This is a genomic window from Streptomyces chengmaiensis (assembly GCF_029846775.1).
Lineage (GTDB): Bacteria > Actinomycetota > Actinomycetes > Streptomycetales > Streptomycetaceae > Streptomyces > Streptomyces chengmaiensis.
The window spans coordinates 1-13,273 of the sequence record NZ_JARWBG010000018.1 but is presented as its reverse complement, the minus strand read 5'-3'; the positions used below and the strand labels follow the sequence as shown (position 1 = coordinate 13,273).

The window sequence follows — 13,273 nt, the reverse complement described above, 5'->3', positions numbered from 1 at the left end:
CCCGGGCGGCACGTCCGGAGCGACGATCCGGCTGGAGAACCTCACCAAGCGCTACCCCGGCAATCCCATGCCCGCCGTCGACAACGTCTCCATGGAGATCAAGGCCGGCGAGATCGTGATCTTCGTGGGCCCGTCCGGCTGCGGGAAGTCCACCACGCTGAAGATGATCAACCGGCTGATCGAGCCAACGTCCGGCCGGATCCGGATCAACGACGAGGACGTCACCGACATGGACCCGGTCAAGCTGCGGCGCAAGATCGGGTATGCGATCCAGGCCTCGGGGTTGTTCCCGCATATGACGGTCGCGGAGAACATCGCCCTGGTGCCGAAGATGGCCGGCTGGCCCAGAACGCGGGTCAGGGACCGGGTCGAGGAGATGCTCGATCTGGTGGGCCTGGACCCGCGCGAGTTCCACGGCCGCTATCCGAGACAGCTGTCCGGGGGCCAGCAGCAGCGGGTGGGCGTGGCACGGGCGCTGGCCGCGGACCCGCCGGTGCTGCTGATGGACGAGCCGTTCGGCGCGGTCGACCCCATCACCCGGGACCATCTGCAGGACGAGCTGATCCGGCTGCAGCACGAGCTGCGCAAGACGATCGTCTTCGTCACCCACGACTTCGACGAGGCGATCAAACTCGGCGACCGGATCGCCGTGCTCCGGGAACGGTCGCACATCGCCCAGTTCGACACCCCTGAGGCCATCCTGACCAATCCGACGGACGACTTCGTCTCCGGCTTCGTGGGCGCCGGGGCGGCCCTCAAGCGGCTCAACCTCACCCGCGTACGGGATGTGGCGATCGCCGAGTTCCCGACGGTCGGCGTCGACGACCCGCTGCAGTCCGTCTTCGACAGACTGCGTCAGGGCCCGCACAACGAGCTGCTGATGCTGGACCGGCGCGGCCGCCCGTACAAGTGGCTGCGCCGCGGTGACCTGGCGCGCGCCAAGGGCTCGCTGGCCAGGGCGGGACAGCTGGTGCAGGACACGGTAACGCGGGACGCGACCCTGCGCGACGCGCTGGAGGCCGTGCTGACGGACTCCGGGGGCCGGGCGGCGGTGACCGGGCGGCGCGGCGAGTACATCGGCGTCGTCGACATGGAGACGCTGATGAACTCCGTGCACGAGATGCTGGAGGCGGACCGGCTGGCGGCGATCGAGCACCAGCACCAGTTGGAGGAACTGCACCACGACCGCACGGAGCGGGAGCTCGGGGGGTTCGGGGGATGAGCGAGGACCTCGCGGCGGATCAGGCCCCGGACCGGGCCCCGGACCGCGCCCCGGGCCGGGCCGTGGAGGAGCCTCCTCCTCCGCCGCCCGCGCCCCGCCCCCGTCCCCGTATCGGCTGGCAGCGGCTGACGCTGCTGCCGGGTGTGGTCGTACTCGTCGCGGCGGCGACATGGATCTGGATCGCGAACGCGGACCTCGACTCGATCGCCGAGAACGCGCTGGCCGGGGGCACCGTGCAGCTGCGGCTCTGGCAGCACGTGAGGCTCACGGCGATCTCCACGTTCTGGGTGCTGCTGATCGCCATCCCGCTGGGCATCGCGCTGACCCGGCGCGGCCTGAGCAAGGCCTCCCCCGCGGTGACCGCGATCGCCAACATCGGGCAGGCGACCCCGGCGATCGGTCTGCTTGCGCTGCTGGTGATCTGGCTGGGAATCGGCCCCTCGACCGCCGTCACCGGCATGGTGATCTACGCGGTGCTGCCCGTGCTGGCCAACACGGTCGCGGGTCTGAAGGCGATCGACCCCCAGCTGGTCGAGGCCGCGCGGGGCATCGGCATGTCCGCGGCCGGCACCCTGCTCAAGGTCGAACTGCCCCTGGCCGTGCCGCTGATCCTGGCGGGGGTGCGCACCGCGCTCGTCCTCAACGTCGGCACGGCGACGCTCGCCACGTTCGGGGGCGGCGGCGGGCTCGGCGACCTGATCACCTCGGGCATCCAGACGCAGCGGATGCCGGTGCTGGTGCTCGGATCGGTTCTCACGGTGGCGCTGGCGCTGCTGGTCGACTGGCTGGCGTCGCTGGCGGAGCTGGTGCTCACCCCTCGGGGCCTGGAGGCGGAGTGAGCGGGATGAAGCGGTGGACTGCATCGGCCGTGTGCCTCGCCGTGCTGGCCTTCGGCGGTCTGACGGGCTGCGGGTTGAAGAGCGGCTCGCCGATGGCCGACGAGGTCTCCCCCGGTACGGCAGGCCGGGGCCGCCCCCTGGAAGGCGCCTCCCTGACGGTCACATCCAAGAACTTCAGCGAACAGCTCATCCTGGGCCAGATGATCGGCCTGATCTTCAAGGCGGCGGGCGCGGAGGTGCTGGACCGCACGAACCTTCCCGGCTCGATCAGTGCACGCGAGGCGATCGTGAACGGCGACGCGGACGCGATGTACGAGTACACGGGCACGGCCTGGATCACCTACCAGGGCAACCAGGACCCGATCCCCGACCCGCTGGAGCAGTGGCACGCGGTCCGCGACGCGGACCTCGCGGACGGTGTCACCTGGCTGCCCGCGTCCACGCTCGACAACACCTACGCCCTGGCCATCAGCAAGCGGCACAACACCGAGTACGGCCTGAAGACCCTCTCGGACGCGGCGGAGCTGGCCCGGCGCGACCCGTCCGCCGTGACCGTCTGCGTGGAGAACGAGTTCGCGTCCCGCGACGACGGTCTCCCCGGCATGCAGCAGGCGTACGGGATGGGCATCCCCGCCGCCGGCATCAAGAAGATGGACGCGGGGATCATCTACACCCAGGTTTCCCAGTCCGACTCCTGCCTGCTCGGCGAGGTGTTCACCACGGACGGCCGCATCAAGGCGATGGACCTGGACACCCTGGAGGACGACCGGCACTTCTTCCCCAACTACAACGCGGCTCCCACGATCCACACCGCCACCCTCGAGAAGTGGCCCGTGATCGCGGACCTGCTGAACCCCGTGACGGCGAAGCTGACGACGGAGACCGCCCGGGAACTGAACGCCAGGGTCGACGTGGACGGCGAGGACCCGCACGAGGTCGCGAAGGAGTGGCTGGTGGAGGAGGGGTTCATCAAGGAGGGTTAGCACCCCTCCCGGCAGGCTTTGCCCGGTCACGGCAATGGCCAGGCCCTCGTTCGGATTCCTCCGGGCGCTCAGCAGCTCGGGACCTCCGCGCCCCGCTCCAGCGCGCGGAGGGAGTCCACCGCTCCCTTGAGGGTGGCGACGGGGATCAGCCTCAGGCCGTCGGGGAGTTCGGCGCGGGCGTCGGAGCACTCGCCCTCGGGTACGAGGAAGACCGTAGCGCCGTCGCGCTTGGCCGCCTGGGTCTTCAGGGAGACGCCGCCCACCGCGCCGACCGTCCCGTCGGGCTCGATGGTCCCGGTGCCGGCGATCGTACGGCCGCCGGTGAGGTCGCCGCCCGCGCCGTCGCCGTCCAGCTTGTCGACGATGCCGAGGGCGAACAGCAGCCCCGCGCTGGGCCCGCCGACGTCGGCGAGCTGGAGGTCGACCGTCACCTGGGACGGGTCCTCGCCGAGGTAGGAGAGCGCCGCCCGGGTCGCGTCGTCCTGGGACTCCTCCATGTCCGCGATGTTGTGCCGCTCGATCTCCTCGTCGGACTTGCCGGACGGATAGACGGCGTCACGCGGCAGCACGGCGCGGTCCGTGCGGAACCACCCGTCGATCACATCGCCGAGGTCGATGTCCGCGGACGGCCCCGTCGCCGCGATCGTCGTCATCAGCAGCTCGCCGTCGGTGTCCCGGGTGGGCGCCCCGGAGATCGTGATGATCTGCCGCCCCTGGTCCGCACCGAGGACGTCCGCCGTGGCCCCGGGCTGCGCCACGGTGTACGGCAGGGGCGCGAGCCCCGCGACGGCGAGCAGCGCCACGACGGGTACGGCGGACAGGGCGAGGGCACGGGGGCGCGTGAGACGGGAGAGCAGCACGGGCCCAATCTATCTGCGCGCCGGACCGGGCGGCCTCGGGGCTGGGGGCCGGGTGCCGTTCACAGGCGCACCGGGGGCCGCCTCGGGGCTGCGGAGGCCGGGCGCCTCCCCACGCACCGGGGGCCGCCTCCGCGCTATCGAAGCGCGTCCGCCACCTCGCGCGCGGCGTCGACGACACGGGGGCCGACCCGCTCCGGGACGGAGTCCGCCAGCATCACCACGCCCACGCTGCCCTCTATGCCGGTGACGCCCACCAGCGGGGCCGCCGCGCCGCTCGCGCCCGCCTCCAGTTCGCCGTGGGTGAGCGTGTAGCCGGGCTCGGTGCGGCTGCCCTGTCTCGCGGCGAGGATCGCCTTGCCCGCCGCGCCCCGGTCCAGCGGGTGCCGGAAACCGGCGCGGTAGGCGACGTGGTAGTCGGTCCACGTCGGTTCGACGACGGCGACCGCCAGCGCCTCCGCCCCGTCGACGAGCGTGAGGTGCGCGGTGGCCCCTATGTCCTCGGCCAGTGAACGCAGCGCCGGCATCGCCGCCTCCCGCACCAGCGGGTGCACCTGGCGGCCCAGGCGCAGCACGCCCAGGCCCACACGGGCCCGGCCGCCGAGGTCACGGCGGACGAGGGCGTGCTGTTCCAGGGTGGCGAGCAACCGGTAGACGACGGTCCGGTTGACGCCGAGCTTGTTGGACAGCTCGGTGACGGTCAGCCCGTGGTCCGTATCGGCGAGCAGCTTGAGGACTCGAAGTCCCCTGTCGAGCGTCTGGGAGGTCTCCGCGGTCACGACGCCCCTCCTTCGGAGTGAGTGACGGCGGTCCTCCTCACACTCGTCACGCTGGAAACGAGGGTCGCGGCACCGGTCCCATCGGCGACGCACCTAGAGGGCCGCCGGCAGGCCTTGGCACACCGACTGCGCTCCGCGGCGGCGCTGCCACGGGGCGTTTACTTGGCCGGGACAGTATCGAGCTGCTCCGCTCAGCGGAAGACCTCGTCCAGAATCCGGGCGCGAAGATTCCCGGGACGGCCGGTTTGCCCCTGTTCAGGACCGAGGTCATTGTCCGGACACAACGAAATCCCTGCACGAACAAGCGCCCGAACTTTCCCTCGTAAGACTGAAAGTCACCGCTCCGGGGCGAGAGAGCCTCGTACGGCTGAGAGCGACCACCCCAGGGCGAGAGGCCCTCGTACGAGGAATGCGACCACTCCAGGGCGAGAGACCCTCGTACGACTGAGAGCAACGGCTCCTCGGGGCGAGAGGTCTACCGCATACGGTTGGCCCACTCCTGGACCTTCTTGATCCGCTCCCGGATCTGCCCCGCCGTCGCCTCGGCGCTCGGCGGCCCGCCGCACACCCGCCGCAGCTCGTTGTGGATCACTCCGTGCGGCTTGCCGCTCTGGTGGACATACGCGCCAACCATCGTGTTGAGCTGCTTCCGCAGCTCCAGCAGCTCCTTGTGCGAGACCACCGGTCGCCGCTCGGCCGGCAGCTCCAGCAGATCCGCCTCCGAGTCCGGCTTCTTGCGGCTGTGCGCGATCTGCCGCGCCTGCCGCTTCTGCAGCAGCAACTGCACCTGGTCCGGCTCCAGCAGCCCGGGAATGCCGAGGTAGTCCTGCTCCTCCTCGCTGCCCGGATGCGCCTGCATGCCGAACTCCGCGCCGTTGTACATCACCCGGTCGAAGACCGCGTCGGACTCCAGCGCCTCGAACGGCAGCATGTCCTGCTCGCCGGTGTCCTCGTCCTGCTGCTTGTTCGCCTCGTCCATCTCCTTCTCGGACTCGGCGTACGGGTCCTCCTCGCCGTCCTTCTTCGGACGGTCCAGGACGTGGTCGCGCTCCACCTCCATCTCATTGGCGAAACCGAGCAGCATGGGGATCGTGGGCAGGAACACGGACGCGGTCTCGCCGCGCCGCCGGGACCGTACGAAACGGCCGACGGCCTGCGCGAAGAACAGCGGGGTCGAGATGGTCGTCGCATACACCCCGACCGCGAGGCGCGGTACGTCGACGCCCTCCGACACCATCCGGACGGCGACCATCCAGCGCTCGCCGCCATCGCTGAACTCGTCGATCCGCTTCGACGCGCCCGCGTCGTCGGAGAGCACGACGGTCGCCTTCGTCCCAGTGATCTCACGGATCAGCTTGGCGTACGCACGCGCCTGGTCCTGGTCGCTCGCGATGACCAGGCCGCCCGCGTCCGGGACGGCCTTCCGGACCTCCGTCAGCCGCTGGTCGGCGGCGCGCAGCACATTGGGCATCCACTCGCCGCGAGGATCGAGCGCGGTGCGCCACGCCTGCGAGACGGCGTCCTTCGTCATCGGCTCGCCGAGCCGCGCGGCGATCTCGTCGCCCGCCTTGGTGCGCCAGCGCATATTGCCGCTGTAGCTCATAAAGATGACCGGCCGCACGACGCCGTCGGCGAGGGCGTTGCCGTATCCGTATGTGTAGTCGGCGGCCGACCGCCGGATGCCGTCGTTCCCCTCCTCGTACGTCACGAAGGGGATGGGATTGGTGTCCGACCGGAAAGGCGTACCGGTGAGCGCCAGCCGCCGGGTCGCGGGCTCGAACGCCTCCAGGCACGCCTCGCCCCACGACTTGGAGTCGCCGGCGTGGTGGATCTCGTCCAGGATGACCAGCGTCTTGCGCTGCTCGCTGCGGTTGCGGTGCAGCATGGGCCGCACCCCCACGCCCGCGTACGTCACCGCGACGCCGTGGTACTCCTTGCTCAGCGGACCCGCGCTGTAGTCCGGATCCAGCTTGATGCCTATCCGCGCGGCGGCCGCGGCCCACTGCTTCTTCAGATGCTCGGTCGGGGCCACGACGGTCACCTGCTGCACCACATGGTGGTGCAGCAGCCACGACGCGAGCGTCAACGCGAAGGTGGTCTTTCCGGCGCCGGGCGTCGCAACCGCGAGGAAGTCACGCGGCTGCTCCTGGATGTACTTCTCCATCGCCCCCTGCTGCCAGGCACGCAGCTTGCCGGCCGTGCCCCAGGGGGCGCGGCCGGGAAAGGCGGGCGAGAGATGGTGTGAGTGGGAGGCGGCGGTGGTAGTCACGGTCTCCGGTTCGACGCTCGTCCAGATACGACAACCGGGCCACCCTATCGGTGGCCCGGCGACCCGAAAGGGCGGGACGAGCCCGGCCCCTCAGACTGCGACCCGTGTCACATCGCGTGGTGCAGCGCCCGCAGCCGGCGGGTGATCTCTCCCAGATCCTCCAGGGTGCCGCTGGACACCTCGACCACAAGCTTGTACGCCTCTTCCTGGTCGATGGCGACCATGTCCGCGCCGTTGAAGTCGAGGAACACCACGGTGCACATCCACGCCATGCGCTTGTTGCCGTCGACCAGTGGATGGTTCACGGCGAGTGAATGCAGGAGGGCGGCGGCTTTCTCGAACAGGTCGGCGTACGCCTCAACGCCGAACATCTGCGACTGAGGACGGTGCACAGCGGAGCTGAGCAAGCCCAGGTCCCGTACGGCGATGTGCTGCCCACCGCAGGCGAGTTCCGCCAGGTCCAGGGCCTCCTGGACCGTCAGGTACTTCACTTACTCCCCCAGCCGCTTCAGCAGCTCCGCATGGTGCATGGCGTACTTGGCGCCCAGGCGGCGGACGGTCTCGCGGTCGGCCTCCTGCTCCAGATACCGGTCGATCGCCTGGAGCACTATGGCGTGCATGCTGCGGCCCTCCGCCTCGGCGCGCAGCTTGAGGGCCTCTTGCTGATCGTCACGGAGACGCAGATTCATTGCCATACCATCACGGTACTGCTCTTGGGGTCATTCTGGTACCGGAGCAGTTTTCAACCGGGTCGCCACCCACGCCCCCGCCAGCGCCACCGCGGCCATCGGCAGGAACACCGCGGCGAAGGCCGCCGGGCTCGGACCGCCCGCGGCCGAGGTCGCGAGCGCGGTCGCGGTCGCGGTCGTCTCGGCGGCGTGGCCCACCGCGCCGCCGCCCAGCGCCGCGAAGGCCGCGCCGCCCACGGCGAGGAGCAGGACGTTGGACAGCCCGTCCGATATCTGAAGCGCCGCCGAGTTGGCGCCCGCCTCCTCCGGGGCGGACAGCTTCAGCAGCAGCACGCTGGTCGAAGAGAGGACCAGCCCCATCCCGAAGCACCCGAACGCCCACGCCGCACCCACGGTCCACACCGGAACCGACTCGATCAGCACGCTCGGCACGGCGGTGATCGCCGCCGCGACCAGCACCATCCCCAGCACCGTCAGCCGCTCCCGGTACGGCTCGACGCGCGGGCGGGCCTGTACGTACGAGCCGAGCGCCCACGACGCCCCGCCCACCGCGATCGACAGACCGGCCATCGTCGGCGACAGCCCGCGCCGGGTGACCAGCATCAGCGGCACGAACGCCTCCGCCGAGATGAACGCCCCCGCCGCGACCCCGCGCAGCAGCACGACGGACGGCAGCCCGCGCGCCGCCCGGAACGTCCCGCGCGGCAGCAGCCCCAGCGCCGCGGGCGCCAGCAGCACAGCCCCCGCCGCGGCCGGAAGCAGCGACAGCCAGCGCAGATCCTGCCCGGCGTACTGCAACAGCCCCGCCCCCAGCGAGATCCCGAGCGCCAGCCGGATCCGCCGGCGGTCGAACCCCTGCCGCGGCCCCTCCGCATCGGCAGGCCCCGACGCCATCCGCCGGATCGCGGGCAGCGCGAGCACCAGCGGAAAGACGACGAGGACCGGTATCCCGATGAACACCCAGCGCCAGCCCAGCCCTTCGGTGACCGTCCCGGACACCAGCGGCCCTACAACCGACGGGATCACCCAACTCGCCGCGAACGCCGCCATGATCGCCGGTCGCAGCCGCTCGGAGTAGGCCCTGCTGACGACCACGTACAACGCGACGATCACCAGCCCGCCGCCGAAGCCCTGGACCGCCCTCCCCACGATGAACAGCCACATCGCCCCCGCCGTCCCCGACAGCACCAGACCGGCCCCGAACGCGGCGATCCCGGCGGCCAGCGGCCGCAGCGGCCCGTGGCGGTCGGCCCACTGCCCGGAGAGGACCATGGCGAAGAGGCTGGTGGTGAAGTACGCGGAGAAGGCGAAGGCGTACAGGGACACACCGTTCAGCTCATGGGCCGCGACCGGCATGGCCGTACCGACGGCTGTCGCCTCGAAGGCGATGAGCAGGACGACGGAGACGATCCCGATGCTGAGGGCCCGGTGCGTTCTGTCGAGTACGCCGCCCCGTACGCCAGGGCCGTGGGGGTCGAGGTCGGGGTCAGGGTCGGTGCCGGGGCCGTCATTCCCGGACTCGGGGCTGGGGTCAGCGCCGGGATCGGGGTCAGCGCCGGGATCGGGGTCGGTGGGCGCGACCTCGACGTCATGCGGCTCAAGGGCGGTCATGGCCCTCAGCGTAAGAGCCATGACTTGAGTTGACCCCTGTCGCAAGACGGGTCGACGGCTGGTCCGTTGGTCGTACGACCGCTGACGTCGACCCGATTCCGCCCCGCCCCAATCGATCAACTAGTGATCACCCCGTCACCAAATGTAGTGTGACCTGCGTCATGGGAGATGACGGGGGGTCGAGGGGCTGCGCATGCGCACGGAAGAACTGATCGGCTTGCTGCGGGCACCGGACCAGAGCGGCCAGGGCCGGGTCGAGCAGACCGCCTACGGCGGCCCGAACATCGAGCGCCTGGCCGCCCTGGACGCCCACGCCTCGTCGTTGCGCTCCTACTCGCTGCTGACCGTCCCCGGTCTGCTCCAAGACCCTGAGTACGGCATGCACGTCATCCGCGCCGCGCTCCCCCGGCTGCCCGACCATGAGCTCAGACGGCGGGTCCTCATGAAGTCCGCGCGCGCCGTCTCCTTCCTTGAGCGGGCCCGACGAGGCGAAGTGCGAGCAGCATTCGTCCTCGGCGAGCAGTCACTGGCGCACGCCCCCGGGCTGGACGCCGTCGAGGCACACCGGAAGCAGCTCCGGAGGCTGCTCGCCATGACGGACATCCACTCACTGTCCGTGCAGATCCTCCCCTTCCACACGGTCCCGCCTCAGTTCGCCTCGCAATTCTCCTTGTGGGCATTCGCCAAGGAGCCGGACAGGGAAGCCGAGTTGGCCCGTAAAGCCGTTGGCTACTGTGAGTCGATCATGGGAGGCTCATACTCGACGCGACTCGACGACATGGCCACCATGCACAGCACGTTCGCGGACCTCGTCAGCCTGGCATGGCCTCCGAGCCGGTCGCGTTCGCATATCGCAGAGCTTCTTGGGGAGGCGACATGACGACGTTCCACGGAGTGGAGTTCCGCACGTCCAGCTACAGCACCGACGACTGCGTGTCGGTGGCTCCGACTCCCGACGCCATCGCGGTCGCGGACACCAAGACCGGCCACCGCGACGTGGTCGAGATAAGCCCCCCGGCCTGGGACGCGTTCCTCTCAGGCCTCACCCGCTGACGAAGTACGAGAGCCCCCGGCCGACACACGTCACCTCAGGCCGGGGGCGCCACCCGCTCAACCCGCCTCGTAGGCGTCCTTCAACCCCTGAATGTCGATCCTCTTCATCCCGAGCATGGCCTGCATGACCCGATCCGCCTTGGCTCGGTCGGGGTCACTCAGCAGCTCGCCCAGAATCCTCGGGTTGATCTGCCAGGACAGCCCGTACTTGTCCTTGAGCCACCCGCAGGGCCCTTCCTCCCCGCCCTCGGTGAGAGCGGCCCAGTACCTGTCGACCTCGTCCTGCGACTCGCAGTCCACGGACAGGGAGATCGCCTCGCTGAAGGTGAACTCCGGCCCGCCGTTGAGCGCGACGAACCGCTGCCCCGCCAGCTCGAACTCGATGGTCATCACCGACCCGGGCTCCCCCGGCCCGGCCTCCCCGTACCGCGCCACGGTGACGACCCTCGAGTCGCCGAAGATCGACGTGTAGTGCGCGACGGCTTCCTCGGCCTGCTTGTCGAACCAGAGAAAGGTCTTGATCTTCTGCATGACGGGGTCTCCCTGCGTGGTGTGGCTTTCATCCCTTCCGCAGGTGTAGACGGTCCGGCTCCGCAATAATCATCGCTGCCGAATAGTCATCGCTGCCGACGGCGCGCGAGGGAAACGGCGACGGCAGCACCGATGATCACAGCCGCACCGACGCCGAGCCCGATCCACAGTCCGGTGTTGGAGTCACCGCTGCCATCAGCGGTCGGGGCTGCCGCCTCCGTCTTACCGTCGTCGGGCTCTGAGCCAGCTGCCGGCTTGGAGGGGTCCGGAGCCGGCGACGGCGACTGGGCTACGGCGAGGTCCGGCAGCGGATACTCGTCGGCGGGCCCCGGGTCTCCGGGCTCCTGCAGCGCACGCAGAGGACGGACAGCCCCGTACCCGATGTGATCGTTGCGCTCGCTGCCGCTCGTAGGCCCACTCACAGTATTGAGGATCACCCGGAGGACCTGATTGTTGGTCCACTCGGGGTGCTTGGACCAGATGAGCGCGGCGGTGGCGGAGGCGATGGCTGTGGCGGCGCTGGTGCCGCTCGACTTGCAGAGACCAGTCTCACTTCCGGAACAGGCGTGCACCATGTCGACCCCGGGGGCAGACACGTCCACCTGGGGACCGTACTGGGATGCAGCGGTCTTCTTCAGACCCTTGTCAAGTGCCCCGACACCGACCACTCCTGGGGTCGCAGCTGGGTAGGCAAGCTTGCGATTGCCGTCATTCCCGGTTGCAGCGAAGATCAATGCCCCTTTGTCAACGGCGTACTTGGCAGCTGCTGTGAGTTGAGGCGTGGTTTCCGGTACGCCCATCGAGACGTTGATGACCCGCGCACCTTGATCAGCGGCATACCTAATGGCCTCCGGAGCGGCCCCGTTGAACTGCTCAGTGCCCTCAGCAAAGTTAGCCGCCGTTTCGCCATCAGGCACGCGAATAGGGAGGATCTTGCTACCAGGTGCAAGCCCAAAGGCACCATCCCCTCCACCGCTCTTGCCCGTGCCTGCGATCAGCCCCGCCATGGAAGTGCCGTGGCCGTCGTAGTCGGTCTGCTCATCGCCCCGCTCTTTGGGTGCCAGGTCCTTGCCTTTGAGGATCTGGCCGCGCAGATCGCCATTGGTCGGGTCGACTCCGCTGTCGATGACGGCGACGGTCACGCCCTTGCCGGTGCTGATCTTCCAGATGTCCTCCGCCCCCATGGCATCGAGATGCCATTGCTGGGAACGGATCGACTCGGCATGTGCGGGGGTGGCGGCGATGCCTGCCAGCAGCAGCCCCAGGGCCGCCGATACCACACCTCGGATACTGCTGGCACGCATCATTTTCCTCAGCCCGTTGATACAGGTCAGTCGATGACAGGGGGCGCGACCCGGCGCTGGTTCTGCTGCCAGGTCTCCTCATCCTCAGTCAGATAATCCGGCCGCTGCCCATTGGCATCCTCACGCCGCGAACCGGCCCGCGACGACGAAGCCGGAGGCATCATGCCACCACGCATCCCCGCCGACTGACCGGCCCCGCCACCCGACACACCACCAGCACCGCCGCGCACCAGACCCGAACCACCCTGCGTGAACGGACGACCAGCCGCCACACCCGGCTGCGCCGGACGACCGCCCACGATCCCGCCGGTCTCACCGGCAAGACGGCGACCGCCGACTACACCACTCTGACCCGCGCCCACACCGCCGCCAGTAGAACCCCCAGCGCCGTGAGCCATCGGAGGCCGACCGCCGTGCACGCCCGACTCCGTGCCGACCACCATCCCCCGCGGCAACCCCGTCGCCCCACGACCGGACTGCGCAGGCGGCACCGGACGACCACCCACCACACCCTCACGCGACACCCGACCCACAGGACCAGCCGAACCACTGCCGCCCACCTGCTGACCAGTCACAGGCGCAACAGGACCACGACCACCACCGACACCAGGACGCAGACCACCAGCACCACCACCCTGCGACTTCACAGACCCACCACCCACCACAGGCGGCGCACCCGTCACCAACGGCGGCACAGTCACATCAGACCGCCCCGAAGAGGGAGGAGTCGGCGACACCGTAGGGCCAGACGGAGCCGACTGCTGCGTCGGCACAGCCACACTGTCAATCCCCAACGACACCGGCGACGAAGAACCAACCGCCGACACCTCCGGCCTCACATAACCCGCAGACGGCGTCGACTCACCGCGTGAGGAGGGCACCGCTGCACCCCCGGATCCACCACCTTGGGCCGTCTGGCCGATATGGCTTGCGCCGGTTGAATCCCCACTGCGCGCCAGCCCCTGCACTGAGTCGTCGTAGCCCCGACCCTTCGGCGGCACGAAGCGGTCCGGCGGTGGCTGGAACGTCGGCACCTCCTGCTTCGCCATCTGCGACGACGACTGCTGATACGACTGCGACAACTTCCGCATCTCCGCAGCCGCCTCAAGACGCTGACTCTCCTGCGACGCCGCAAG

General features: G+C 69.7%; 13 protein-coding genes. 5 read left to right on the top strand and 8 right to left on the bottom strand.

Annotated elements, in window-relative coordinates:
* The first annotated feature begins 25 nt into the window (after positions 1-25).
* Genes QCN29_RS16885 through QCN29_RS16875 form a run of 3 tightly spaced genes read left to right on the top strand, consistent with a single transcriptional unit; the run spans position 26 to position 3,044 of the window.
* Positions 26-1,222 carry a betaine/proline/choline family ABC transporter ATP-binding protein gene (locus tag QCN29_RS16885; protein ID WP_279929087.1) on the top strand — a complete coding sequence of 399 codons (1,197 nt, stop codon included), beginning with the start codon at positions 26-28 and terminating at the stop codon, positions 1,220-1,222.
* Positions 1,219-2,061 (top strand): ABC transporter permease, encoded by an 843-nt coding sequence (locus tag QCN29_RS16880; RefSeq protein ID WP_279928960.1) that lies wholly within the window; start codon positions 1,219-1,221, stop codon positions 2,059-2,061. Before QCN29_RS16885 ends, QCN29_RS16880 begins: the two co-directional genes overlap by 4 nt.
* Positions 2,062-2,066: 5 nt before the next feature.
* Entirely contained in the window at positions 2,067-3,044 is a 978-nt protein-coding gene (locus tag QCN29_RS16875; RefSeq protein ID WP_279928959.1) for a glycine betaine ABC transporter substrate-binding protein, read from the top strand.
* Positions 3,045-3,112: 68 nt separating this feature from the next.
* Here the strand turns inward: QCN29_RS16875 and QCN29_RS16870 are convergent, their stop codons facing one another.
* The 6 genes from QCN29_RS16870 to QCN29_RS16845 form a co-directional block, all read right to left on the bottom strand.
* Complete coding sequence (locus QCN29_RS16870; RefSeq protein WP_240138928.1) at positions 3,113-3,901, bottom strand: YlbL family protein; 789 nt, start codon at positions 3,899-3,901, stop codon at positions 3,113-3,115.
* Positions 3,902-4,038: 137 nt separating this feature from the next.
* Complete coding sequence (locus QCN29_RS16865; RefSeq protein ID WP_240138888.1) at positions 4,039-4,680, bottom strand: IclR family transcriptional regulator; 642 nt, start codon at positions 4,678-4,680, stop codon at positions 4,039-4,041.
* A 475-nt stretch (positions 4,681-5,155) separates the two neighbouring features.
* The gene (locus tag QCN29_RS16860) at positions 5,156-6,949 is read right to left on the bottom strand and encodes a DEAD/DEAH box helicase (RefSeq protein WP_279928956.1); all 1,794 of its coding nucleotides are present in this window, start codon (positions 6,947-6,949) and stop codon (positions 5,156-5,158) included.
* 107 nt (positions 6,950-7,056) lie between these two features.
* Complete coding sequence (locus QCN29_RS16855; RefSeq protein WP_279928953.1) at positions 7,057-7,440, bottom strand: type II toxin-antitoxin system death-on-curing family toxin; 384 nt, start codon at positions 7,438-7,440, stop codon at positions 7,057-7,059.
* The gene (locus tag QCN29_RS16850; protein WP_240138927.1) at positions 7,441-7,638 is read right to left on the bottom strand and encodes an Arc family DNA-binding protein; all 198 of its coding nucleotides are present in this window, start codon (positions 7,636-7,638) and stop codon (positions 7,441-7,443) included. It lies immediately after the preceding gene.
* Between the two features lie 30 nt (positions 7,639-7,668).
* Positions 7,669-9,249, bottom strand: coding sequence for an MFS transporter (locus tag QCN29_RS16845; protein WP_279928950.1), 1,581 nt, complete (start codon positions 9,247-9,249; stop codon positions 7,669-7,671).
* A gap of 193 nt (positions 9,250-9,442) precedes the next feature.
* Here QCN29_RS16845 and QCN29_RS16840 point away from each other — a divergent pair, with 193 nt between their 5' ends.
* Positions 9,443-10,129 carry a DUF5753 domain-containing protein gene (locus QCN29_RS16840; protein ID WP_279928949.1) on the top strand — a complete coding sequence of 229 codons (687 nt, stop codon included), beginning with the start codon at positions 9,443-9,445 and terminating at the stop codon, positions 10,127-10,129.
* Positions 10,126-10,302: a DUF397 domain-containing protein gene (locus QCN29_RS16835; RefSeq protein WP_279928947.1), complete on the top strand. Its 177-nt coding sequence runs from the start codon at positions 10,126-10,128 to the stop codon at positions 10,300-10,302. The genes QCN29_RS16840 and QCN29_RS16835 overlap by 4 nt, the downstream gene beginning before the upstream one ends.
* Positions 10,303-10,359: 57 nt before the next feature.
* On the opposite strand, the gene QCN29_RS16830 is transcribed toward QCN29_RS16835, so the two are convergent.
* Both QCN29_RS16830 and mycP read right to left on the bottom strand, forming a co-directional pair.
* Complete coding sequence (locus QCN29_RS16830) at positions 10,360-10,833, bottom strand: VOC family protein (RefSeq protein ID WP_279928944.1); 474 nt, start codon at positions 10,831-10,833, stop codon at positions 10,360-10,362.
* A gap of 86 nt (positions 10,834-10,919) precedes the next feature.
* Positions 10,920-12,113, bottom strand: a complete 1,194-nt coding sequence (gene mycP, locus QCN29_RS16825) for a type VII secretion-associated serine protease mycosin (RefSeq protein WP_318036712.1) — start codon at positions 12,111-12,113, stop codon at positions 10,920-10,922.
* Positions 12,114-13,273: the final 1,160 nt, after the last annotated feature.